This is a genomic window from Allomesorhizobium camelthorni, from assembly GCF_011045125.1.
Classification (GTDB): domain Bacteria; phylum Pseudomonadota; class Alphaproteobacteria; order Rhizobiales; family Rhizobiaceae; genus Allomesorhizobium; species Allomesorhizobium camelthorni.
In genome coordinates this window covers 1-21,891 of record NZ_JAAKZF010000012.1, presented here as the reverse complement: position 1 = coordinate 21,891, position 21,891 = coordinate 1, and the positions used below count along the sequence as shown (strand labels likewise).

General features: G+C 63.5%; 24 protein-coding genes. 11 read left to right on the top strand and 13 right to left on the bottom strand.

Translation table 11 applies throughout. From position 1 onward, the window contains the following. Positions 1-6 precede the first annotated feature (6 nt). Positions 7-387 carry a type II toxin-antitoxin system RelE/ParE family toxin gene (locus G6N73_RS11785; RefSeq protein ID WP_165027758.1) on the top strand — a complete coding sequence of 127 codons (381 nt, stop codon included), beginning with the start codon at positions 7-9 and terminating at the stop codon, positions 385-387. Beyond that, positions 384-725 carry a helix-turn-helix domain-containing protein gene (locus G6N73_RS11780; protein WP_165027757.1) on the top strand — a complete coding sequence of 114 codons (342 nt, stop codon included), beginning with the start codon at positions 384-386 and terminating at the stop codon, positions 723-725. The genes G6N73_RS11785 and G6N73_RS11780 overlap by 4 nt, the downstream gene beginning before the upstream one ends. Before the next feature lie 102 nt (positions 726-827). Here the strand turns inward: G6N73_RS11780 and G6N73_RS11775 are convergent, their stop codons facing one another. Genes G6N73_RS11775 through G6N73_RS11765 form a run of 3 tightly spaced genes read right to left on the bottom strand, consistent with a single transcriptional unit; the run spans position 828 to position 3,658 of the window. Then, the gene (locus G6N73_RS11775; protein WP_165027897.1) at positions 828-1,901 is read right to left on the bottom strand and encodes an ABC transporter ATP-binding protein; all 1,074 of its coding nucleotides are present in this window, start codon (positions 1,899-1,901) and stop codon (positions 828-830) included. Between the two features lie 7 nt (positions 1,902-1,908). After that, positions 1,909-2,730, bottom strand: a complete 822-nt coding sequence (locus tag G6N73_RS11770; RefSeq protein WP_165027756.1) for an ABC transporter permease — start codon at positions 2,728-2,730, stop codon at positions 1,909-1,911. Positions 2,731-2,740: 10 nt separating this feature from the next. After that, on the bottom strand, positions 2,741-3,658 hold the full coding sequence (locus tag G6N73_RS11765; protein WP_165027755.1) for an ABC transporter permease: 918 nt from the start codon (positions 3,656-3,658) through the stop codon (positions 2,741-2,743). A gap of 306 nt (positions 3,659-3,964) precedes the next feature. Between G6N73_RS11765 and G6N73_RS11760 the strand changes: the two genes are divergently transcribed. Both G6N73_RS11760 and G6N73_RS11755 read left to right on the top strand, forming a co-directional pair. Continuing rightward, positions 3,965-5,371, top strand: coding sequence for an aminotransferase (locus G6N73_RS11760; protein WP_165027754.1), 1,407 nt, complete (start codon positions 3,965-3,967; stop codon positions 5,369-5,371). A gap of 283 nt (positions 5,372-5,654) precedes the next feature. Continuing rightward, a complete protein-coding gene (locus G6N73_RS11755) occupies positions 5,655-6,125 on the top strand; it encodes a cupin domain-containing protein (protein ID WP_165027753.1) in 471 nt (156 codons plus the stop codon). 535 nt (positions 6,126-6,660) lie between these two features. Here the strand turns inward: G6N73_RS11755 and gcvA are convergent. Continuing rightward, the gene (gene gcvA, locus G6N73_RS11750; RefSeq protein WP_165027751.1) at positions 6,661-7,572 is read right to left on the bottom strand and encodes a transcriptional regulator GcvA; all 912 of its coding nucleotides are present in this window, start codon (positions 7,570-7,572) and stop codon (positions 6,661-6,663) included. Positions 7,573-7,714: 142 nt separating this feature from the next. Between gcvA and G6N73_RS11745 the strand changes: the two genes are divergently transcribed. Together G6N73_RS11745 and G6N73_RS11740 are read left to right on the top strand one after the other, a co-directional pair. Then, the gene (locus G6N73_RS11745; protein WP_246251938.1) at positions 7,715-7,954 is read left to right on the top strand and encodes a hypothetical protein; all 240 of its coding nucleotides are present in this window, start codon (positions 7,715-7,717) and stop codon (positions 7,952-7,954) included. Positions 7,955-7,997: 43 nt separating this feature from the next. After that, positions 7,998-8,450, top strand: coding sequence for a VOC family protein (locus tag G6N73_RS11740; RefSeq protein WP_165027750.1), 453 nt, complete (start codon positions 7,998-8,000; stop codon positions 8,448-8,450). 185 nt (positions 8,451-8,635) lie between these two features. Here the strand turns inward: G6N73_RS11740 and G6N73_RS11735 are convergent, their stop codons facing one another. Further along, positions 8,636-10,369 carry an adenylate/guanylate cyclase domain-containing protein gene (locus tag G6N73_RS11735; protein ID WP_165027748.1) on the bottom strand — a complete coding sequence of 578 codons (1,734 nt, stop codon included), beginning with the start codon at positions 10,367-10,369 and terminating at the stop codon, positions 8,636-8,638. A 368-nt stretch (positions 10,370-10,737) separates the two neighbouring features. On the opposite strand from G6N73_RS11735, the gene G6N73_RS11730 reads away from it, so the two are divergent. Further along, a complete protein-coding gene (locus G6N73_RS11730) occupies positions 10,738-11,595 on the top strand; it encodes an alpha/beta fold hydrolase (RefSeq protein WP_165027747.1) in 858 nt (285 codons plus the stop codon). Between the two features lie 89 nt (positions 11,596-11,684). Continuing rightward, entirely contained in the window at positions 11,685-12,572 is an 888-nt protein-coding gene (locus G6N73_RS11725) for an N-acetylmuramic acid 6-phosphate etherase (protein WP_165027746.1), read from the top strand. 22 nt (positions 12,573-12,594) lie between these two features. Here G6N73_RS11725 and G6N73_RS11720 read toward each other — a convergent pair whose 3' ends face one another. From G6N73_RS11720 to G6N73_RS11705, 4 genes are all read right to left on the bottom strand, one after another. Beyond that, entirely contained in the window at positions 12,595-13,842 is a 1,248-nt protein-coding gene (locus tag G6N73_RS11720) for an RNA polymerase sigma factor (RefSeq protein WP_425484075.1), read from the bottom strand. Positions 13,843-13,852: 10 nt separating this feature from the next. Beyond that, positions 13,853-14,053: a dihydrofolate reductase family protein gene (locus G6N73_RS11715; RefSeq protein WP_165027743.1), complete on the bottom strand. Its 201-nt coding sequence runs from the start codon at positions 14,051-14,053 to the stop codon at positions 13,853-13,855. Between the two features lie 38 nt (positions 14,054-14,091). Then, complete coding sequence (locus G6N73_RS11710) at positions 14,092-14,457, bottom strand: YciI family protein (RefSeq protein WP_165027742.1); 366 nt, start codon at positions 14,455-14,457, stop codon at positions 14,092-14,094. Positions 14,458-14,690: 233 nt separating this feature from the next. Beyond that, positions 14,691-15,890, bottom strand: coding sequence for an aromatic ring-hydroxylating oxygenase subunit alpha (locus G6N73_RS11705; RefSeq protein ID WP_165027740.1), 1,200 nt, complete (start codon positions 15,888-15,890; stop codon positions 14,691-14,693). Positions 15,891-16,354: 464 nt separating this feature from the next. Here G6N73_RS11705 and G6N73_RS11700 point away from each other — a divergent pair, with 464 nt between their 5' ends. Continuing rightward, positions 16,355-16,765, top strand: coding sequence for a hypothetical protein (locus G6N73_RS11700; protein ID WP_165027739.1), 411 nt, complete (start codon positions 16,355-16,357; stop codon positions 16,763-16,765). Positions 16,766-16,848: 83 nt separating this feature from the next. Here the strand turns inward: G6N73_RS11700 and G6N73_RS11695 are convergent, their stop codons facing one another. Both G6N73_RS11695 and G6N73_RS11690 read right to left on the bottom strand, forming a co-directional pair. Continuing rightward, positions 16,849-18,936 carry a PAS domain S-box protein gene (locus G6N73_RS11695; protein WP_165027738.1) on the bottom strand — a complete coding sequence of 696 codons (2,088 nt, stop codon included), beginning with the start codon at positions 18,934-18,936 and terminating at the stop codon, positions 16,849-16,851. 143 nt (positions 18,937-19,079) lie between these two features. After that, the gene (locus tag G6N73_RS11690) at positions 19,080-19,859 is read right to left on the bottom strand and encodes a response regulator (RefSeq protein ID WP_206078809.1); all 780 of its coding nucleotides are present in this window, start codon (positions 19,857-19,859) and stop codon (positions 19,080-19,082) included. Between the two features lie 48 nt (positions 19,860-19,907). On the opposite strand from G6N73_RS11690, the gene G6N73_RS11685 reads away from it, so the two are divergent. Beyond that, the gene (locus G6N73_RS11685) at positions 19,908-20,594 is read left to right on the top strand and encodes a winged helix-turn-helix domain-containing protein (protein ID WP_165027737.1); all 687 of its coding nucleotides are present in this window, start codon (positions 19,908-19,910) and stop codon (positions 20,592-20,594) included. Positions 20,595-20,614: 20 nt separating this feature from the next. Here G6N73_RS11685 and G6N73_RS11680 read toward each other — a convergent pair whose 3' ends face one another. Both G6N73_RS11680 and G6N73_RS11675 read right to left on the bottom strand, forming a co-directional pair. After that, on the bottom strand, positions 20,615-20,779 hold the full coding sequence (locus G6N73_RS11680; RefSeq protein ID WP_165027736.1) for a hypothetical protein: 165 nt from the start codon (positions 20,777-20,779) through the stop codon (positions 20,615-20,617). 23 nt (positions 20,780-20,802) lie between these two features. Continuing rightward, entirely contained in the window at positions 20,803-21,102 is a 300-nt protein-coding gene (locus G6N73_RS11675; protein WP_165027735.1) for a hypothetical protein, read from the bottom strand. Between the two features lie 290 nt (positions 21,103-21,392). Here G6N73_RS11675 and G6N73_RS11670 point away from each other — a divergent pair, with 290 nt between their 5' ends. After that, complete coding sequence (locus tag G6N73_RS11670) at positions 21,393-21,857, top strand: L,D-transpeptidase (protein WP_165027734.1); 465 nt, start codon at positions 21,393-21,395, stop codon at positions 21,855-21,857. The last annotated feature ends 34 nt before the right edge of the window (positions 21,858-21,891 follow it).

Sequence of the window (21,891 nt, the reverse complement as noted above, 5' to 3'; positions counted from 1 at the left end):
CCATAGATGGTCAGACCGGCACGCCAACGCCCGCTGCTTTGGGTATCGTCCAGCCGAAGGGACTACGCGGATTTTCCTGCCGAGGTGCAGGAGGTATTCGGGTTCGAACTCTTCCTCGCGCAAACCGGACAGTATCCGCCCTCGGCGAAGATATTGAAAGGAATAGGCAACGGCGTGGTGGAACTGGTCGAAGATTTCGACGGCGACACATACCGGGCCGTTTACACGGCGCGCTTCGAAATGGCCGTTTACGTGCTTCACTGCTTCAAGAAGAAATCGAAGCGCGGCATCAAGACTCCGCAGAGCGATATCGACCTGGTCAGACGGCGATACCGCGATGCGGAGGCCGATTACGCAAGCAGGCAAAACGAGGATCGCAAGCAATGACGACGAAGAAAGTTGAGGTCCATGCCGGCAATCCAAACATCTTCGCCGAATTGGGCTTGCCGGATGCCGATGCGCACTTTCTGAAGGCGCAGATCGTCGCGGAATTGTATCGGCTCACCAATGAACAGGCTTTGACGCAAGCCAGGGCAGGGGCTCTCATGGGCATCAGCCAGCCGGAAGTCTCCCGTCTTTTCAAAGGTCACTTTCGGGAATATTCGCTCGAGCGCCTCATGGGCTTCCTGACGGCGTTCGATCGCGACGTCGAGATTGTAGCGAAACCGCGGGGGACGGACGGTGCACGCGGACACATCACGTTCAGGCACGGGGCAGAAGCTTGATGACCGCTTTGTGACTCGGTGACGACGAACCGAGCGTTGTCTTTTCTACCCCCACCCGGACCTTCGGTCCGACCTTCCCGCAAGGGGGAGGTTGGGCGCTGCTCACTCCCCCATCGCCACCAGCGCGTCCGGGTCGTAGGCCAGGCGGATAGGGGCGCCGATCGGAATATCGTCGGCGCCGAAATCATTGGTCTCGGTGACCGACAGCGGCTTTTCCAGCCCCGGTATCTCGACGATCAGATGCGTGATCTCGCCGAAATAGCGGCGGTCGACGACCTTGCCGGCGACCTCGAATTTCGCGGTCGCCTCGTCCCACAGGACGCGCAGCCGCTCCGGGCGGATGCCGAGCGTGGCCGAGCCGCCATTCTTCCGGAAAAGCTTCGGCTTGTCGGTCCTGACCCGGCCGAGGGCGCGCGTGTCGACCAAGATCTGGCCGGCATCCTCGCCGACGATCTCGGCCTGGACGAAGTTCATGCCGCCGAGGAAATCGGCGACCTGGCGGTTGACCGGGCGCTGGTAGATCTCCTTCGGCGCGGCGATTTGGGCGATGCGGCCGCCGAACATGACGGCGATGCGGTCGGACATCGCCAGCGCCTCGTACTGGTCGTGCGTGACCAGGATGAAGGTGATGCCGACCGCCTGCTGCAGGCGGCGAAGCTCGACCTGCATCTGCTCGCGCAGCTTCTTGTCGAGCGCGGAGAGCGGCTCGTCGAGCAGCAGTACTTTCGGCCGCATGACCAGCGCGCGGGCGAGCGCGACGCGCTGGCGCTGGCCGCCGGAAAGCTCGGTGGCGCCGCGCTTGCCGAGGCCGGAGAGCGAGACCATGGCCAGCGCCTCGTCGACGCGGCGCTTTTCCTCGCCGGTTTCCAGCCGCAGCCGCTTCAGCCCGTAGCCGACATTCTGCTCGACATTCAGGTGCGGGAAGATGGCGTAGCTCTGGAACACCATGTTGATCGGGCGGCGGTTGGCCGGAATGCCGTTCATAGGCTGGCCGTCGATGGCGATCGAGCCTGAGGTCGGAGTGTCGAAGCCGGCGATCATCCGCAGAAGCGTGGTCTTGCCGCAGCCCGACGGCCCGAGGAGCGAGAAGAACTCGCCCTCGCGGATGCTTAGCGAGGCGTCGTCCAGCGCCTTGAACGCGCCGTAGCTGCGGGTGACGCTCGCGATCTCGATCATTGTGCGTTCAGGCAAGGACGCCTCCCTGTGGGTTGGCGCGCCTTTCGGCGCGGCGGCGCAGCATTTCGGCGAGCGTGAGCAGCAGGAATGAGGCGGCCAGAAGCAGCGTGCCCAGCGCCAGCACGCCCGGCAGCTTGGCCGCAAAACGGAGCTGGCCCCAGATATAGACCGGCAGGGTCGGGTCGGTGCCGGTGAGGAAGAAGGCCATGACGAACTCGTCGAGCGAGATGGTGAAGGAAACGAGCAGGCTGGAGACGATCGCCGGCGCTACCATGGGCAGCGTGACGCGGCGGAACGTGCCGAAGGCGCTCTCGCCGAGATCGGCGGACGCCTCCTCGAGGCTGCGGTCAAAACCTTCGAAGCCGGAGGTCAGCACCGTCATCGAATAGGGGATGCAGATCAGCACATGGCCGAGCACCACGGTGAACAGCGACAGGCTGAGGCCGAGCTGCAGCAGCACCAGAAGCAGCGAGATCGCCACGATGATCTCGGGCAGCACCAGCGGCGCCATGATCAGGCCGGAGACGGCGCGGCGGCCGGGGAAGCGGTAGCGGGTGATGGCGCGGGCGGCGCAGATGCCGAGCAGCGTCGACAGCAGCGAGGCGGCGATGCCGACGACGAGACTGTTCCAGGCGGCGTCGAGCAGCGCCGGCGTCCGCGGCAGGCCGGCATACCAGTCGAGCGTGACGCCGGTCAGCGGGAATTTCGGGATCGGCGAGGCATTGACCGAGAAGACCGGCAAAAGCAGCACCGGCAGATAGAGGAAAGCGATGTAGAGGAAGGCGTAGGCCGGCAGCCAGTTGGCGAGGAGCTTTCGCATCGCGGTCATCCAACCGGCCTCATCGTGTGAGCCTCGCCGCGCCGCGGATCACGAACACGGCGGCGGCGGCCATGGCGGTGACGACAGCCATCGTCGTGACCGAAAGCGCGGCCCCCAGCGGCCAGTTCGACGCCTTGCCGAACTGCGCCTGGATGGCGTTGGCGATCATGACGCCGTCCTTGCCGCCGACGAGGCGCGGGGTGACGAAATCGCCGACGGTCGGGATCATGACGATAAGCAGAGCCGAGACGATGCCGGGCACGGAAAGCGGCAGCGTGATGCGCAGGAAGCACCGCAGCGGGCCGTCGCCGAGATCGGTCGCGGCTTCGAGCAGCGTGCGGTCGACCTTTTCCAGCGACACGTAAATCGGCAGGATGGCGAAGGCCGCCCAGGCGTGGGTCAGCGTGATGACGACCGCCGTCGTGTTGTAGAGCAGCGCTGTCGACGGCTCGTCGATGACGCCGAGCCCCATCAGCCCCGAATTCAGCACGCCGTTATAGCCAAGGATGACCTTCCACGACATTACGCGCAGCAGATAGCTGGTCCAGAACGGTATGGTGATGAGGAACAGCCACAGGCCCTTGTGCCGCCCGCTATGGAAGGAAATGAAATAGGCGATCGGATAGGCGAGCACGACGGTGAAGATGCTGACCAGCAGCGAAACGTAGAGCGAGCGCACGAGCAAGTCGCGGTAGATCGGTTCGGTCAGCGCAATGCGGTACTGCTCCAGCGTGAAGGTGCGGTCGATGGTCAGGTAGTTCTGCGTCCAGAAGCTGTGCGCGATGACCACCAGGATCGGGGCTACGAGCAGCACCAGGGCGAACAGGAAGGTCGGGCTGATCAGCGCCCAGCCTTGCGCCTGTTCCGATTGCAGAAGGGATTTTTGGGCCGCGCGTCGGATGCGCGGCGTCGCCTGCCCTTCCGCAGCCGCCGTCATTGCAGCGGACCCGGCTCAGGCTGGTCTTCAGGCGCGGATCGCTGCCGCATATGGCTCCCACCATTCTTGGTTCTGTCGCATGACCGTGCCGGAAGCCCGTCCAACGAGCCGCCGCCAGAGCCGGCCGAGGGCGGTTCCCGTCGCCCCGAACTTTCCTGATGTTGAGCGCATCGGCTGATTGAAATCAAGCGCTATTTCTGCGAATGTTGATTGAACGGACATTCAAAATGTGCGTTTGGAAACGCGAAATTCCAGGCGCTTGGCGATATTTTGCCGAGCGCTCATGGCAAGCAATGCGAGGCGAAGATGGCGGCGGTTCTTGATCTGGATGCGACGGGCGGCGAGGACGAAGCGGTTGATCTGGCCAAGCGCCATCTGATCCAGCCATGGCCGACCGCCGGCGCGATTGGGGCCGAGGCGCGCGGGCTGATCGGCGAAGGCGACGGCATCTACATCACCGACGGCGAGGGGCGGCGGCTGATCGATGGCCCGGCCGGCATGTGGTGCATCAATGCCGGCCACCGGCGCGAGGAGCTTGCGCGGGTGATGTACGAGCAGGCCATGCAGCTCTCCTACAACACGCCGTGGTACACGATGAACGAGCCCTCGGCGGTGCTGGCCGGGCGGCTGGCCGCGCACGCGCCGGGCGATTTGAGCCACGTCTTCTACACAACCGGCGGCTCGACCGCCGTAGAGACGGCGCTGCGCTTCATGCAGTTCTACAACAATGCGCGCGGGCGGCCCGAAAAGAAGCTGATCCTCAGCCGCGGCGGCGCCTATCACGGCTCGACCTATTTGTCGGCTTCGCTCAACGGCCGGCCGCGCGACCGCGACTGGATGGACGGCGCCGACGATCTGGTGATCAAATTGTCCGCGCCGAACCCGTTCCGCCGGCCGGCCGGGATGAGCGTCGAAGGGTTCTGCGATTTTCTGGTCGACGAGTTCCGCGACACGGTTTCACGGCTCGGCGCGGAAAAGATCGGCGCCTTCATCGCCGAGCCGGTGCAGGCTTCGGGCGGCGTCATCGTGCCGCCGGAAAATTACTTGAAGCGCATCTGCGAGCTCTGCCGCGCCAACGAGATATTGTTCATCTCCGACGAAGTGGTCACCGCCTTCGGGCGGCTCGGCCATGTCTTCGCCTCGGGCGATGTGTTCGGCATAGAGCCGGACATGATCACTTTCGCAAAGGGGGTCACCTCCGGCTATTTCCCGCTCGGCGGCATGATGGTGTCACAGCGCCTGCTCGAGGATCTGAGGCGCTCGAACCATTCCGACGCAATGTTCGCGCACGGGCTCACCTATTCGAGCCATCCGGTCGGCTGCGCCGTCGCGCTGAAGAATCTCGACCTGCTCGAAGACGGCATGCTCGACCGTGCGCGGAAAATCGCGCCCTATTTCCAGTCGCGGCTGAAGACGCTGGAGGAGTTGCCGCTGGTGGGCGAGGTGCGCGGCCTCGGCCTGATGGCTTGCGTGGAATGCGTCGCCGACCGGGAGAGCAACGATCCGCTCCAGCTCGACCGGCAGGTCGGCAGCCGGATCGACGCGCACTGCCACGAACTCGGCCTTTTGGTGCGCCCGCTGATCAATATGTGCGTGATGAGCCCGCCGCTGATCATCACGAAAGAGCAGATCGACGATATGGTGGCGATCCTGCGCGAGGGCATCTCGCGCACTATGGAGGATCTGCGGCGGGAAGGGGTTTGGCGGGGGTGAGAGGGTGGACGTGAAATGATCCGAAGCCGCCATCGGTCTGTCATGCCAAAAACATCTGCATCAAGTGATGGAGAGCGGCCGTTTGCCTCCGGCGTAAACTATGGTCATCAGCAACCTCAGATCAAGGACTGTATTGTCTTAGTTGAATTTACGAATTTCGGCTCCCGAATACACGCGCCGAGCGCTTGCCTGGATATCTTGCGCGGAGTTATTCTGTAGCGTTCAGCGGGCCTGCCCCGGCGCGCAGCCGAGGTGAAGGCCGCCCTGCACGGGGAGGTTCATCATGAAAGTCGCATCGATATTTGCACTCAGCTTGATCGGATTCTGCGGGTTCCCCTCCTTTGCCTCGGCAGAGGAAGCGCACACAATGATCGCTCCTGACGACGTCAAATGGGGCCCGGCCCCCAAAGTGCTTCCTGCCGGGGCGGAAGCCGCAGTCTTGTTCGGCGATCCCACCAAGGAGGGTTTGTTTGCCCTTCGGCTCAAAGCGCCGGCTGGGTATGCGGTCGCACCGCACACGCATCCTGCGGATGAGGTGGTCACAGTGATATCAGGGACTACTCAGCTCGGGATGGGAGAGACCGCCGACCGGAGCGCCGCCAAGGCGCTGCCTGCGGGCAGCTTCTTCGCGCTGCCGCCCGGCACGGCGCATTTCGTCTATTTCGACGAGGAGACCGTCCTCCAGATCACCACCAATGGCCCGTGGGGCCTCAAATATGTCAACCCGGCTGACGATCCTCAGAAGACGCAATAGCCAGCCACGACTGAGGGCCAAAACGCCCTGCCGCCGAGCGCGGCGGGGCGTGCCAGCGCCAATAAATCTGAGAACAACAATCTGCGGCGGGGTTTGCCTCGGCCATTGCCGCTCCGGCCTCGGTCATAGCGCAATTGGCGCGATGGGCAACTCGCGGCTGGGGGTCACCAGCGGCGGCGTGCGATGCCTTGGCTTGCCCAGCCACAACAGGTCCAGGCTTCGTTCAAGGCAGGGATGAAGCGTTTGCGAACCCCGATTCGCAGCCGCAGGACGGCATGAACAGAAAAGGCCCTACAGGTGGGCAGCCCCCAAAATGTGGAATGCTTACTGTCGCAAAAGTCGGTCGCATAACTTCGATTTCTGCGATCGAGTTTTGCGACAAGAATCATCGTGAATTGTCGTCGCTGGTGGTTTTGTTGTGAAAGTCAGGAATTGTGCGACAGGTGGGTGCTTGCGCTTTGCGGACCATCGGGCATTCCGAAGATCTGCTGTTCGCGCTACTGCCTGATGCGACCGACTACCGCGTACCCGTCCGTTAGCGGATGCTTCCCGTATCCTTCTGGCCAACCGTCATTTCGCTAAACAGCCAATCGCGGAATGCCTTGACCTTCCTCTGCCGCAGCGCGCCGTCCGGATAAACGATGTAGTATTTCGACGTCGATCTCAACGCCAGGTCGAAGGGACGCACCAGTCGCCCAGCTGCCAGGTCGGCGGACACGAGCGCGCTCCTGCCCAGCAGCACACCTTCGCCGTGCACCGCCGCCTCGACAGCGTAGGTGGCGGAGTCGAACCTCACGCCACTATCAGGATTGATATCGTCCAGGCCGGCGCGCTGCAGCCACGTAGCCCAGTCGATGCGGAAGTTGTCGTGGATAAGTCTGTGGTGTCTCAGGTCGCTAGGCTGCCGCAGCGGATGTTCTCCTTGCAGCAGTTCCGGACTGCAGACAGGAGAGACCTCCTCCTCGGCCAGGAACTCCGACACCACCCCTTCATAGCCACCCGCGCCGTAGCGTATCGCGATGTCGATTCCGTCCCTGATGAAATCCGCGTGCAGGCCCGACGTGGACAGACGCACATCGATATCGCGATTCGCGCGGTGGAACCGATGGAGCCGCGGCACAAGCCACCGGCCGGCAAAGCCGTCCGACGTGCTGACATTGAGGACACCTGCCGAGTGGGGCGCCGTGGCGACGATCGTCGCGGCGCCTATTCGATCCAGAGCTGCGCCGATTTCGGCAGCATAGGCGGCGCCTGCGGGTGTGAGGCGCACGGACCGCGTTCCTCTCTCGAAGAGCCGGATACCGAGTCTGTCCTCGATGTTGCGGATGGCGCGGCTGACCGCCCCATGCGTCACATGCAGTTCGGCCGCCGCTTTCGTGAAGCTCAGGTGGCGAGCCGCAGCATCGAAGGCCGGAAGAGCGGTTAAAGGAGGGAGTCTGCGCGGCATGGCTTATCTGTGAGTTTTGATCACATATCCTGCACGAATATTCGGTTGTCGTCCAGTCAGGGGTGGCGCAACGTTACACCAATAAAAGCACTGGATTCCAACTGTCGTTCGATGACGACGCAAAAGATGAAAGGAATGTGCTGTGAGCAACATTCATGCTTATCTGGACTCCTGCGATCGAATGGCACTGGCGTCCGAACGCACCCCCTTGGACGCAATCGAATCGCTGCGTGTCGCGGTGACCGAACGTGCCGCCCGCCTGTTCTCCGGATTCCAGCACCGCCGAGCGATGCAGCGCATTGCGCGCTTCTCGGATCATGGCCTCCAGGACATAGACTTAGAGCGTGACTGGGACGGGTCAATCATCCCGAGGCAGCGATAGCTTGGGCGGTGGCGCTCGTTCCGATTACTGAAGGAGAAACGATATGAAAGTCTATCCCCATCTCTGGTTCGAATCCCAGGCCGAGGAGGCCATGGGATTCTACACCTCCGTGTTCAAGGACTCCAAAGTCCTCGGGCGCACGGACCTTCCCGATCCCGAGCTGTCGGTTGTCCGTTTCGAGCTGGCCGGCCTGCCGATAGTCGCCCTGAATGCTCACTCGCACGCGCCGTACAACGAGGCGTTCTCCTTCCTCGTGGAAACCGGGGACCAGGCGGAGACCGACTACTACTGGAATGCACTGACGGCCGGGGGCGGTAAGGAGCAGCCATGTGGATGGCTGACGGACAAGTTCGGCGTCTACTGGCAGGTCACGCCCAGCATCCTGCTGCAAATGGTGGGAGACCCCGACAAGGAGAAGGCCGGGCGGGTTCTTCAGGCCATGTACAAGATGAAGAAGATCATCATAGCTGACCTTGAGCGCGCTTACCGGGGCTAACGAACTTGCAAACCGGCCAAAGCCAGGAGGAAACCCCATGGCAGCAAGTTCCATGCGGCATCGATATCGCGATGAAGGCGCCGCCGCATCAGCATCGGCGATGATCGCCTTTTATCGCGACATTGTTGGCCTCAAGCCGATGCGAACTTGACCCATTGCAGCGAAAGGACCGCCATGTTCACACTTCATGACAGGTGGGCAATACCGGCTTTCAGCAGTCCTTCACGGACGTGCTGCACATCGGACTCCTGGGCATAATGCAGCGTCGCGATAAACGAATCGAGGTCGAATTGGGGATCGAGCGTTCTGATCTTGCCTAGATGCGCCGCGGCTGCGATTTCGTCGCCCAGCCAGCCGTAGCAGGCAGCGGCGAAGGCGCGCTGAACGGGGTCCATGGTCGACAGATGCATGAAGGCTTCGATCGCCTCGCCATACTGGCGCGCGGCGAAATGCGCCTTTCCCAGGTGGCTCCAGAACCTCTCCGGGTGATGCGGGTTCAGTTGCATTGCCTTGCGGATCCATTCAATTCCCTCTTCCGGCCTGCCCAGCCACGTCAACAGCTCCCCCTGCTGCACCACCACGAGGTCGTAATTGGGATTGAGGGCAAGGGCGCGCTCCTGATGGTAGCGCGCTGTGGTCAGCTCATTGCTGTTCACGTTCACCGCGGCGAGGATGCGATGGACATCGGCGTCGTTGTCGTCCAGCGCCAGCGCCCGGTCCAGCGCCGCCACGACGTCGTTCCAGACGGCATCCTTGTCTTCGCACCAGTTGTGGACCCAGGCCTGGCCAAGAATGCAGGCACGCCAGGCATGGGCATGGGCATAATCGGGGTCGAGCGCGACGGCCCTTTCTATCAAGGTTTGCGCCCGTTCATTGTCCGCAATCGTGCTTCGGTGATGCAGCACCTTGGCGGCAAGCACACATTCATACGCGGCCATGTTTGCAGGTTTCGCCCGCGCGAGCTGGTCCCGCTGAGCCGCCTCGACACGACCGGGCAGCGTGGCTGCGATCGCCGCGGTCACCTCATCCTGAATCGCGAATATGTCATCCAGCTTCCGGTCATATCTGTCCGCCCAGATATGAGCGTCATTCGTGGTATCGATGAGCTGGACCGTCACGCGCACCCTGTCGCCGATCTTGCGGACGCTTCCTTCCACCAGGTATTGAGCGCCGAGCTTTTCTGCGACCTCGCGCACATTCACCGCACGATTCTTGTAGACGAAGCTGGAATTGCGCGAGATGACGAACAGCTCATGGTGGCGGGACAGTTCGGTGATGATGTCTTCCGTCAGGCCGTCCGCAAAAAATTCCTGCTCGGGGTCGCCGCTCATATTGTTGAATGGCAGCACCACTATCGAAGGTTTCGAAATGGATCGCTTTTCTTCGATTTCCGGCAGGGCAGGACCGTCGAACCCGATGCGATAGAGGCGAACCGGACGACTGATGTTCTTCAGCGTCTTCTCGCCCAAATCCTCGAGGGCGATTTCGAGACGGTCGGCGATTTGGGTCGCGACCGCTGCGGTCACGCAGATGCCGCCGACGTCCGCGAGCTGCTCGATGCGCGAGGCGATATTGACGCCGTCGCCGAAAATATCCTCGTCGTCGAAAATGATGTCGCCGAGATTTATGCCGATCCTGAATTCGATACGCCGTTCTTGCGGCACGTCCGAATTGCGCCGCTTCATACGCTGCTGGATTTCCACGGCGCATTTCACGGCATCGGTCACGCTCTGGAACTCAACGAGCATGCCGTCGCCGGTGGTCTTGATGATCCGGCCCTTGTTCTTCGCTATGGCGGGATCGACCAATTCTATGCGGTGGGTCCGAAGGCGTGCGAGCGTGCCGGATTCATCGGCCTCCATCAGCCGACTGTAGCCCGCCATGTCGGCAGCCAGAATTGCGGCTAGTCTCTGTTCCATCGCTTGAACCAAATACTAAGTCTATCCTTCCCGGGCCGCCAAATCCAGCAATTTGGGCTTGTGACTGGATCAAGAAGTCTTCCTACGGTGCAGCAAGAAGGAGCGGATCGGGGAGATTATCCCCAGGCCCGGGCTCGAACTGTCCCTGCGGCAACTTCTTTCCGCACAGAAGTCGAAGGTTCGCGCGAGCAGAAGGTAACTGTCTCTGTGGCGGCTGGTCGACCGCAGGCGGACGCACGCTGTCGATTGAAGCCGCGTTCGGCATTGCGTATCCTGCATCCACACTCAGGCAACCAAGCCGGGACGGCGTGCGCAGCGCGATCCTGCGTCTCTTGCCGGACCGCCGCCGCGAGTGAAGGAGGCGCCTCTTGCAGGACGCGCAAATCACGCTGGGCGATGGGCGCACGCTCGCCTACACGGATATTGGCGACGCGGCGGGGAGCCCGGTTCTTTTCTTCCACGGCGCTCCGCTCTCCCGCTTGCATCTGGCCTATCTCGAGGAACAGTTCCTCGCCCAGGGGATCAGAGTCCTGTCGCCCGACCGCCCCGGATATGGAAAATCGTCGCCTCTGCCGGGGCGGCGGCTCGCGGACTGGCCCGCCGACGTCGAGGCCCTGGCGAACGCGCTTGCGATCGACCGCTTCATGGTTGCCGGCCATTCGTCGGGTGGCCCCTATGCCGTCGCTTGCGCGGCTTTGTTACCGGGGCGGGTCTCGGCCCTGATCGCGCTTGCCGGCGTGACCGACATGGGCTGGGGCGGCGCGTGGGCAGGCTTCAGCGAAATGGAGAGCCACGTCATGCGCATGCCGGACGAGGCGGCCGCCATCGCCTGGTGCGCCGAGAAATTCGGTGCGGACGGCAGCGGCTTTCACTCGGCATCCGATTTCGAGTTTGCGGAACCCGATAACGCCCTCTTTGCGGACGATCTGGCCGGCCCCGCAATCGGCGCTGCCGCGGCCGAAGCGTTTCGCCAGGGCGTGGCAGGCTACGCGCAGGACGCCTTCGTACAGGGCCGAGCCTGGACCTTCGATGTCGGCGCCATTGCGTCTCCAGCCCACATTGTCCATGGCGGGATCGATGCGGCGGTGCCGCTGGCGCACAGCCGCCACACCGCGCAACTGGTTGCAGGTTCTTCGCTGCGCGTCCTGCCGGGGCACGGACATATGACAATCCTGTCCGAACTCCCGACCATGGCATCGGAGCTGTCGCGCGGCCGGACGGCGTAGCCGATGAAGTGCTCGGCTTCCTTACGCCGAAGGCTACGGAACCGAAGGGGGCTTCGCCGGATTTCTATAAGGCAATGCCGAGGACGTGAATGGCCACCGAGCAGATCAGTCCGCGCTATCTCAATCTGGACTCATGGTCCACGGCCGAAATCGTGGCCGCCATGTACGAAGGCCAGCTCTCGGCTGCCGCCGCCGTGCGCGGCGCGCTGGACGACATAACGGCCGCGGTGGATGACGCGGTGCCGGCGCTGCAGCGCGGCGGCCGGATCGTCTATGCGGGCGCGGGCACGTCGGGCCGCATCGCCGTGCAGGACGGAACGGAACTGCCGCCGACCTTCGGCTGGCCCGCCGACCGGATCGTATACGCAATGGCCGGCGGTCTCGGCGCCCTGGTCGAGAGCGTCGAAGGCGCCGAGGACGACGAGGAAGCCGGGGCGGCGGCCATGGCGGACGCGCGCATCGGCCCCGACGACGTCGTTGTCGGAATCGCGGCCAGTGGAACTACTCCCTTCACGATCGGCGCGCTGCGCGCCGCTACGATCGCGGGAGCGGTCACGATCGCGCTGGCCAACAATGCCGGCGCGCCCTTGTTCGTGGTGGCCCGCCACCGGATCCTGGTGGAGAGCGGAACGGAGGTGATCGCCGGCTCGACGCGCATGAAGGCGGGCACGGCGCAAAAGATCGTGTTGAACCTCTTTTCGTCGGCGGTGATGGTGCAGCTCGGCCGCGTCTATCTCGGATTGATGGTGCATATGCGCGCCAGCAACACGAAGCTGCGGCAGCGGGCCGAAGGCATGATCCGCCAAATCGTCGGCTGCGACGCCGAGGATGCGGCGCGCCTGGTCGAGCAGGCGGAAGGCGACGTCAAGACGGCGGTCCTGCTGGGCTTCGGGCTTGACCCGGACGAAGCCGCCGCAGTGCTGGAGCGGCACGAAGGCAACCTTCGCCACGCAGTCGACGAGCTTAGACGGGGATAGCCCCTGCTTGTCACGCCGGCCTTCACCCCAGCAGCGCCTCGCGCCGCTTCAGCAGGAAGCGGCGGATCGCCGGGTCGGAAGAAAGGCCGGTCGCGATGTCGTAGGCGTGGCGGGCCTCGTCCACCGCGCCCTGGCGGGCGAGAAGTTCGGCGCGCGCTGCCCAGTAGGGCTGGTATTCGTTCAGCCGGTTTTCCGGCGACGCCTCCGGCATGGCTTCAAGGCCGGCATCCGCGCCCTGCAATTCGGCGATCGCCAGGGCGCGGTTTACCGCCGCCACGGGCGAACCGGTCAACGCAAGAATCGCATCGTAAAGCTGCAGCACGTCGCGCCAGTTGTCCCGCCCGGTCCGGCAGCGATGGACATGGGCCGATTGCAGCGCGGCCTCGAGCTGATAGCGGCCGATCGCGCCATGCGCCGAGGCGCGCCGCAGGGCCGCTTCGGCCTCGTCGATCATGCGGGCATCCCATTGCGTGGCGTCTTGTTCGGCCAGGGGAACGTAGTCGCCATCAGCGCTGCGTCGAGCCGCCCGCCGCGCCTCGATGTGGAGCATCAGCGCAAGCAGGCCGAGCGCTTCCGGCTCGTCCGGCAGCAAAGCGACGACCAGCCGCGCCAGGAAGATCGCCTCGCCGGCAAGGTCGCCGCGCAGGGCGTCGGTTCCGAGCGGCTGCGCCCAGCCTTCCGCGAAGGCGGCGTAGATGGCATCGAGCACGGCGTCCAGCCGGCCGTGCAGCTCGTCGCGGCCGGGCAGGGCGAAGGGAATGCCGGCTTCCCTGATCGCGGCCTTGGCCCGCACCAGGCGCTTGCCCATCGCCGCCGGCGAAACCAGGAACACCGAGGCTATCGCCGCCGCGTCGAGGCCCAGCACCGCCTGCAGCATCAGCGGAGCGCGGACGCCGGGCTCGATCCGCGGGTCGGCGCAGGCGAACATCAGCGCCAGGCGCCTGTCGGGGATCTCTTCAGCCTCGGCGGCCTCCAACTCCTCGGCGGCGATCCGCAATTGCCCGCCGGCAAGATCGCCGGTGCGCCGCCGCCGGCCGGCGTCGATCAGCTTGCGGCGCGCGACCGTCAGCAGCCACGCTTCGGGATTTTGGGGACACCCCTTCGCCGTCCAGTCGGCAAGCGCTGCCGCGAAGGCTTCGGACAGCGCGTCCTCGGCCGCCGCGACATCGCCGGAGCGCGCTGCGAGGTAGGCGACGAGCTTGCCGTAGCTGCGCCGCGCGACGCCTTCGGCCTCGGCGCGCGCCGCCATCGACCCGTCGCCGGCGATCATGGGCATCGCTTCACCCGGCTGACTCATAGCGCAGAAAGACCTTTCGGTTGCCGAAGGACCGCGTCATTGCGAGCTTCATCGAGATCTCGTCCTCCAAGCCTTCAAACAATGTCCTTCCGGCCCCGAGCGCCACCGGGTTCAGCACGAACTGATATTCGTCTATCAGCCCTTGCCGCGCCAGTTGCGCGACGATGCTGCCGAGGATGGTCATGTCGGAGCCGGCGCCGCCTCACCTCCGCAACGGCGTCGCTAGCGACGCGTGTATTCGCTCATCGGCCAGATCTCGCGCACTTCGACGACGCCATGATCTACCGTCGGGCAGCGCGCCGCCCATGCCATGGCGGCATCGTGGTCGGGCGCCTCGATGAGGTAGTAGCCGCCGATCTGCTCCCTGGACTCGGCATAGGGGCCGTCCAGCACCTGCGGCTTGCCGTCGGCGATGCGGATCGTAGCGGCCGATGCGCTCGGCCGAAGGCGGCTGCTGCCGACCAGCGCGCCGGCTTTCCGCAGCGCTTCGGTATAAGCCATATAGGCGGCCGTGCCCTGTTCCTGCTGGGCCGGGGTGAGCTCCGGCCAGCCGGCCTCGTTTACATAGAGCATCAGAAGATATTGCATGGCTGTTTTCCTCTCTCATCGGCGGCAGGGTCCATGCCCCGCCGCCACAATGACGCGCCAAAGGCTGCCGATTTGGACAGAGGAAAGCAAAAAAGCCGGCGCGCATGCCCTCAAGAGGCGGGATGCGTCACGCTAGAGGAAGCCGCCCGATTTCGGAATCGGGCATCTCACTCTAGCTTTTGTTTTCGCATCGTTTTTGCCGAAAACCGGCATCCACTTTTCGGCACGATGCTTTAACTCCGCGACCGCATCGCCTCGTTGACGTTCCGCATTTCGCGGTCGTCCGGCGCTTCGGAAAGCTCCAGCACCGGCAGCATGGCGCGCAGATGGTCGTGATGCGTGCGCACGCCATATTCGAGATCGGACAGATAGAAGCCGGAAAACGCCTCCGACATCATGGATTCGTTCGACCAGACCGAAAGCTGCACGTCCTCGGACATGGTCTCGCGGTCGATGCGGAAGGAGAGATAGCGCGCAGCCGCCTGCTCGCGGCTTTCATCGGCGTAGCGGTAGATCGCGCCGCGCAGCAGCGTCTCGCCGGTCGAGAGCGGGAACTCCTGGTAGAACTGCACCGATTCCGGCATCACCGAGATCACCATGTTGGGGAAAATGCCGTAATAGATCCAGGCCTTCTTCAGATGCTCGGGCAGGCGTTTCGACTCGGGCGCGAGCCTGATGTAGTTCCTCACGCTCCATGTGCGCCCTGCATGCGGGTTGTAGGTGGCGAAGGAACGCGAGAGGCCATTGACGAAGGGCTCGTCGAAATAGGTCGCGCCGTAGAGGTCCTGCAACGCCGGATGCGCCATGGCGACGTGGTAGCCCTCATTGTCGACATCGCGCACCGACTTCCAGTTGACCGGCGTTTTCTGCGACCAGATGCCGAAGGACTGCACCATCTCGGCGATCCGGTAATGCGCGATCTCGGCCTCGACCGGCTGCATAAGCTCGGCGACCGAGGGCTGCGGCCCCGAACGGAAGCGCACGAAGATCAGACCCATCCAGATTTCGAGGTCGAGCAGAACCAGCCCGAACTCCGTCTTGTCGAGATCGGGAAAGCTTTTCGGGCGCGCCGCGCCCCTCAGCGTGCCGTCGAGATTATAGACCCAGCCGTGGAAAGGGCAGACCAATGCGTTCTTGCAGGAGCCCTGGTTTTCGGCCACGACGCGGCTGCCACGGTGGCGGCAGATATTGTGGAAAGCGCGCACGACGCCGTCCTTGCCACGCACCACCAGCGCCCGCTCCCCGACGACATCCATGGTCATGTAGTCGCCGGCATTCGGCACGTCGCTGACATGGCCGACGATCTGCCAGTGGTTGCGGAAGAGATGCTCCTTTTCGAGGTCGAGAAGGGCTGCGTTGTGATAGCTCCAGCCCGGCAGACCGCGGCGGTCCCAATTGTTCGGTACAGCCAAATCGCGCCGATGCAAATTCATGTTCGTGCTCAATCTGTTATTGAATGTGCGTTCAATAAAAGCACAATATGCATTGAATTGCAATATGTTACGAAATTCCCGTGGTTTCACGGCGGTCGATTTACGGCAGGTTGGGCGGTGAAATCGGGCTCTTTCGAAACTCCGCCGGTCCGCGAAAGTCACGGCATTTCCGGGTCTTAGCCAGAGGGCACCGGCGGCGTTCCGGGGTGCGAGTTTCCTTTCCTTCCGCCGCTGATCTCTTCGCGTTCCATGAGGAACGAGCGGAGAGTGTCGGGAATCCATGCCGGGACGCGGAAGACATAGGAGGTGGCCCAGAACGGCCGCAGAGATTTAGCCGCCTCTCATTGCCCGATTTCGTTGTTTCATGACTGTTACACACAATGGATCGAGGCAACATCGGTCAGATACAATCCGCGTTTACCTTTCGTAAATATAAGAAATCGAAGGAACTCGAAGGCAATCCGATGTCGATGATCGCAACCGCTCCACAGTTCGACCGGCAATTGCAGCCGCGCGAACGGCCGGCGCGCTTTCCGCGGCTGGCGCTGCGTCAGCGCTCAAGCGAGCATCCGATGGTGATGTTTTCCGTCATCGTCGCCACCGCCTTTCTTTCGATGGCGCTGATCCCGACCTCCGGGCCGGCCTGGGCATCGTTCGGCGGACCGCTCAAGCTGACCGAAGATGCCGCCACGACGGCGAAGACCTACAGGTTGCCGTTGTCGCAAATCGAACGCGCCTGCCGCGGCCAGGCCTGGGGTGCGGAAAGCGCCGATTGCCTCGGCGTCATCGTCAAGGAGTCCGGCCTGGGTAAACCACGCAAGGTGCGCATGGTCGCCAGCGCAGAACCGCTGACACATACGCCGAACATATTCTGATCGCCGTCGGGCCCAAGCCTCCGGCGTAAATTCAACCCTTCATCGACGCCCCTCGATGAAGGGTCTTTTTTGTCACCTGCAATCTACCGGGCGAAGTCGACCTGATCGTTGATGGCCGCAAGGACGCCGCGCACATCGAGGGTGGCGAACGGCTTTTCCAGTATCTGCGGCCTGAGATGTGCGGGGAGCGCGTCGATCTCGGCCTTTGCGCCGATCATGTCGCCGGTGACCAGCACGAAACGCCGCGCGAGGTCCGGCCGCTCAGCCATCAACTGCCGATAGACCGTGATGCCGCTGTAGCCAGGCATGCGCAGGTCGCTGAAAATGATATCGGCCTCGTATCCGTCGAAAATTTCGCCCGCCGAGGTCCAGGCCGGCACGATCCGCGATTTGATGCCCATCAGGTCCAGGAGATCCGACAGCGAGCCGGCGACATCGGGCTCATCGTCGACGATCAGCGCATGCCGGAGCCCGCCGGAATGGCCGCTCGCGCCCGACGCGGCCATGATCTCGGCGCCGGCGGCCGGCAGTTCGACGACGAAGCGGGCGCCGGTAGGCTCCACCGCCTCAAAGCGCAGCGCGCCACTGTGCCGCTCGACAATCGACTTCGAGATGGACAGGCCGATGCCGGTGCCGACGCCGACCGGCTTGGTGGTGAAATAGGATTCGAAGATGCGGTGGCGGATGGTTTCGGGTATGCCCGGGCCGGTGTCTGCGACCGAAAAGCCGCAATTCCCGTCTTCGGTGCGGAAGCTGCACAATTTGATGCGGCGCTCGCCGTTCCACGAAGCCAGCGCGTGCTGGCTGTTGACCAGAAAATTCGCCGCCACCTGGGTCAGATGGTCGGCATCGCCGAGCACAGTGAGCGGGCTCGTGGCGAATTCGGTGTCGATGCCGATGCCGCTGCTTCGCGCGCCATAGGCGGTTACCTCAAGTGCGGCGCGGAGCACGGCATTCAGGTCCATCTCCGTCTGCGTTGTCGGGTGCAACCGCACCATGCCGAGGAAGCTTTTTACAATGCGGCCGCAGCGCTCGGCGGCGGCGCGAACCTTTTCGGCGCGCAGCTTGATCTGCGGGTCGGGCGCGAACTCGTGCAGCAGCGTCGACTGCGCCACCACCACCGCCAGCGGATTGTTGAGTTCGTGCGACACGCCGGCAAGCAGGGAGCCCATGGCCGCCATTTTTTCGTTCTGGTGCAGTTTTTCCCGCTGGCGGTTGATCTCTTCCTCGGCCTGCCGCCGCTCGCGCAGATCGCGGATCGAGCCGATGAAGAAACGCCGGTCAGCGACCTTGACCTCGGTCGCGGTCAGTTCGATCGGGAAGATCCGCCCGGAGGCGTCCTGTGAAATGGTTTCGAGGCGTCGGCCGATCATCGGCGCGCCACGGCGCTGCATGTACTCGCCGCCGTTCACGTGCCCCTCGCGATAAAATTCGGGAATGATGGTGTCGAGGACGTCCTTGCCGACGATCTGGGCGCGCTCGAAGCCGAACATCTTTTCGGCGGCCGGGTTGAACTCGAGAATCTTGCCGGTTTCGTCGATGACCAGGACCGCGTCGAGCGAGGCCTGCAGCATGGCCGCGTGGATGATCTCGCCGACATGTCGCTCGGAAAGCGAGCGCTCGATGGCGTCGCCCACGGCCAGCGCCACGATTTCCAGCGCCGCCTTCTCCTCGTCGGTCCAGACGCGTTCCCTGACGCAGTCGTTGATGGCCACCGTGCCCCAGGCGTGGCCGTGTGCGAACACCGTTACCGAAAGGAAGGTCTTGATCTTCTGTCTTTCGAAATCCTTGCGCAGAAAGCCGTCGATCTCGCTGGTGAGGCCGGAAAACATCTTGCCCTGCCGGCCCTCGACGGCCAGCCGGCTAAGGAGCGGATCGGAATGGATATGCGACTGCAGAATGATAGTGGGCCGCGCCAATATGCCTTCCAAGGTCTCGTCGACCCAGTATCCGGAGATCGACTGGACGAGGCCCTGGCCGGGATCCTCGCGCAGGCGGAAGAGGATGGTGCGGTGAACCTGCAGCGACTGTCCGAGCAGTTCCAGAATATCGCCGATCTCCGGCCGCCAGTCATCGGCGTGCCGCAGCCTGCGCGCAATGCGCGCGGCCGCCACCGTCACGCCTGGATTGGCGATCTTCGGGTCGATGCTGGGGGGCGTCGTGTAGATCATGCGATATCCGGTCTAGAGCAAGCCGCCCGATTTCGGAATCGGGCATCTCGTTCTAGCTTTTTGTTTTCGCATCGTTTTTGCCGAAAACCGGCATCCACTTTTCGGCACGATGCTCTAGGTCCACGATCTGAGGGCGGACATCGTCAATGGCCATCCTCGGGAAGCGTGAATATATAGCCTTCGCCGCGCACCGTGCGCAGGAATTTCGGGTTGGCCGGGTCGTCCTCGATCTTCTTGCGCAGCCGCATGATGCGGATATCGACGGCGCGGGAGACTTCCGGCTCCTCGGCAAAGCCGATGGCCTCGGACAGAGCAGCGCGGCTGAGCAGCCGGTTGGCTCGGGTAAGGAACACTTCGAGCACGTCGAACTCGCTCTTGGCCATATCGACGAGCACGCCGTCAGGGCCGGTGATCATGCGGCCGTCGAGATCGGCGCTGAAACCGCCGAAGGAAACGATGCGCCGGGCCGGCGCTTCGACGGCGGCTTTCGCCGGCTGGATCTCGTCTGGCGGCGGCACGCGCCGAAGCACGCTGCGGACGCGCGCCAGCAATTCGCGCAACTCATAGGGCTTGACCATATAGTCGTCGGCGCCGAGCTCCAGGCCGACGATGCGGTCGATCGAGGCGCCGGCTGCCGTGGCGTAGATGATGCCGATCGGCATTTTCGAACGCAGCCAGCGGCCAAGCGACAGGCCGTCCTCGCCTGGCATGGCGATATCGAGAATGGCCAGATGAAAGCTCTGGGTAGCGGACAACTCGCGCATCGCCTGCGCATCGCCGACTGCGGTCACGTCATAGCCGTTCGCGCCGAGATATTCGGCGACGGCATCCCGCAAATCGGGCTCATCCTCAACAATGACGATCCGCGCGCGCAGTGTGGTCTCGCCCCCGCTATCAGCGGAGAGTAGATTGGGTATAAACATGTTGTCCAGTAATCATCCGAAATTGCTTGATTGTCGTGGGACAGATGCATGGCAAGAAGACCTGTCGTCGGGCTTATCTACGCACCGCGAAATGCTGGCCGTGAACTTCGAGATCATCTGGAGCGGCGCGGCTTCGAGGTTCGCGAGGCCGCTGAGGAATGGGCTGCCGGGTCGCTGATTTCCGCGCCCGGCCTTGACGTCGTCGTCGTTGCCGAGGGCATGCCGGCGGCAGCCGCGCGCGACCTCTTGAAGCGGTTCGGCGGGGAAGGTGGGCCGGCATTCATCGTGATCTGCCGCCCCGGCGACCTGGTCGAGCGGGTGCTGGCGCTCGAACTTGGAGCGGCCGATGTCGTCGAAAGCCCGGTCAATGCGAGGGAGCTTGCTGCCCGCATCGGCGGCCTTCTGGCGCGCCGGGGCAAGGCTGCGCCGGAACTTGCAATATTCGAGAATGCGACCGTCGACCTGAAAGCGGCGCTGGTCATGCACCGGTCCGGCGAGGAAGAGCAGCTTTCGCCCGGGCAGATCGGGCTTTTGCGGCTGTTCCTGGCCAGCCCGCGCAAGGTGCTGACGCGCGACGACATCATCGCCGCGGCGCCCGCCGAAAGCGCCGACGCTTTCGACCGTTCCATCGACTCGCGGATCGTACGCTTGCGCCGCAAGCTCGACACCGAAAGCATCGTCACGATTCGCGGCGCCGGCTACAGGTTCGACCCTCCGGCGGATTTTCGCGAATGACAGGCGCACACGCACGCTGATCAGAGCGCCGTGGTGGTCCCTGTCCGAGGCAGGCTGTCATGGTAGGCGGTGTCGGCGGCATGCGCGCGCTCCTTGAGCAGCACGGTCGCGACGCCGGCAAAGCCGAGCAGTCCCTGGAAGTAGATCAGCGCGCTGAGCGCGCCTGCGGCGAATTTCGATTTCATGGCGGCGTCCTTCGGAGTGCCTGCTAAAAACTGTCGGCGCGGCGGGAATCGCCTGCATTTGCTGTTTGGGTGGTGGAAGCGCGCCTGACCGGAAGCGGATCGAAACCCAGGCGCCAGCGGCCCGCTTCGCGCCGTATGCGGAGGCTGGCGATCAGCCAGACGATCGCAAACAGCGCCAATGCGTGCAGAAAGGTCGCGTCGCTTGCGCCGCCAGGCGCTCCCGAGGCCACTTTGCGGGCGGGATTTGCCATCATGCCGACGCCGGCGAGCGCCGCCGTGGCGATCCCCACCCGCACCAGCCAGGTTGCTCCGATCCGTATCATTTTCAGTTCCGTGCGCGTTTCGTTGCTTTGGCTGTGAACTAAGCGCGAAATGTATCCGGACGATGCCGCGCGGGCGCGGCTCTGTTGCAATTCTGTTGTTGTCGGAAGCCGCTTTGCCTCATTTTATGACCGAATGGCCGGTAAATCGGGCGTTATTGCGGGCACAATCGGGCAAAACCGGAAACAATTACGAAACCAAAAGTATAATCAGCGAAATCAAACCGAAACACACGGGAACGATAAGGCGTCCATCGAACACGGCCCGAGGGCCACTTTTTGGGGGAAACATCATGAACGCCACGCTTTCCGCGAAACTCATCAATGTCATCGCTGCCGCGCTTGCCGGCATCGCGCTTTTTCTTGAAGCAGGATCAGGCAGCGCGCATGCCGCCGGCAGCCAGGTCGTCGCCCGCATCTCGATCTCGGAGCAGAGGATGGATGTGTTGATCGACGGCCGCCCGACCTTCGCCTGGAAGGTCTCGACCGCCGGCAAGGGCTACAGGACGCCGACCGGCTCGTTCAAGCCGACGCGCATGCACAAGATGTGGTATTCGCGCAAATACGACAACGCGCCGATGCCGCACTCGATCTTCTTCCATGGCGGCTATGCGGTTCACGCCACGCCGCACATCAAGCGGCTTGGCCGGCCCGCCTCGCATGGCTGCATCCGGTTGCATCCGGACCATGCCGCGGACCTCTACCAGCTCGTCCAGACTTTTGGTCCCGGCAACACCAGCATTGTCATCGTGAAGTGACGGGCTCTCAGAGACCGCTTGATAATTCTACTCT

Coding starts and splice junctions, on each gene's coding strand:
- G6N73_RS11725 (WP_165027746.1), top strand. CDS start 11,685: ATGGCCACCGAGCAGATCAGTCCGCGCTATCTCAATCTGGACTCATGG.
- G6N73_RS11735 (WP_165027748.1), bottom strand. CDS start 10,369: ATGGAACAGAGACTAGCCGCAATTCTGGCTGCCGACATGGCGGGCTAC.
- G6N73_RS11695 (WP_165027738.1), bottom strand. CDS start 18,936: ATGATCTACACGACGCCCCCCAGCATCGACCCGAAGATCGCCAATCCA.
- G6N73_RS11670 (WP_165027734.1), top strand. CDS start 21,393: ATGAACGCCACGCTTTCCGCGAAACTCATCAATGTCATCGCTGCCGCG.
- G6N73_RS11720 (WP_425484075.1), bottom strand. CDS start 13,842: ATGATCGCCGGCGACGGGTCGATGGCGGCGCGCGCCGAGGCCGAAGGC.
- G6N73_RS11675 (WP_165027735.1), bottom strand. CDS start 21,102: ATGATACGGATCGGAGCAACCTGGCTGGTGCGGGTGGGGATCGCCACG.
- G6N73_RS11710 (WP_165027742.1), bottom strand. CDS start 14,457: ATGCAATATCTTCTGATGCTCTATGTAAACGAGGCCGGCTGGCCGGAG.
- G6N73_RS11785 (WP_165027758.1), top strand. CDS start 7: ATGGTCAGACCGGCACGCCAACGCCCGCTGCTTTGGGTATCGTCCAGC.
- G6N73_RS11765 (WP_165027755.1), bottom strand. CDS start 3,658: ATGACGGCGGCTGCGGAAGGGCAGGCGACGCCGCGCATCCGACGCGCG.
- G6N73_RS11690 (WP_206078809.1), bottom strand. CDS start 19,859: ATGTTTATACCCAATCTACTCTCCGCTGATAGCGGGGGCGAGACCACA.
- G6N73_RS11680 (WP_165027736.1), bottom strand. CDS start 20,779: ATGAAATCGAAATTCGCCGCAGGCGCGCTCAGCGCGCTGATCTACTTC.
- G6N73_RS11760 (WP_165027754.1), top strand. CDS start 3,965: ATGGCGGCGGTTCTTGATCTGGATGCGACGGGCGGCGAGGACGAAGCG.
- G6N73_RS11715 (WP_165027743.1), bottom strand. CDS start 14,053: ATGACCATCCTCGGCAGCATCGTCGCGCAACTGGCGCGGCAAGGGCTG.
- G6N73_RS11780 (WP_165027757.1), top strand. CDS start 384: ATGACGACGAAGAAAGTTGAGGTCCATGCCGGCAATCCAAACATCTTC.
- G6N73_RS11770 (WP_165027756.1), bottom strand. CDS start 2,730: ATGACCGCGATGCGAAAGCTCCTCGCCAACTGGCTGCCGGCCTACGCC.
- G6N73_RS11700 (WP_165027739.1), top strand. CDS start 16,355: ATGTCGATGATCGCAACCGCTCCACAGTTCGACCGGCAATTGCAGCCG.
- G6N73_RS11685 (WP_165027737.1), top strand. CDS start 19,908: ATGGCAAGAAGACCTGTCGTCGGGCTTATCTACGCACCGCGAAATGCT.
- G6N73_RS11740 (WP_165027750.1), top strand. CDS start 7,998: ATGAAAGTCTATCCCCATCTCTGGTTCGAATCCCAGGCCGAGGAGGCC.
- G6N73_RS11705 (WP_165027740.1), bottom strand. CDS start 15,890: ATGAATTTGCATCGGCGCGATTTGGCTGTACCGAACAATTGGGACCGC.
- G6N73_RS11755 (WP_165027753.1), top strand. CDS start 5,655: ATGAAAGTCGCATCGATATTTGCACTCAGCTTGATCGGATTCTGCGGG.
- G6N73_RS11775 (WP_165027897.1), bottom strand. CDS start 1,901: ATGATCGAGATCGCGAGCGTCACCCGCAGCTACGGCGCGTTCAAGGCG.
- gcvA (WP_165027751.1), bottom strand. CDS start 7,572: ATGCCGCGCAGACTCCCTCCTTTAACCGCTCTTCCGGCCTTCGATGCT.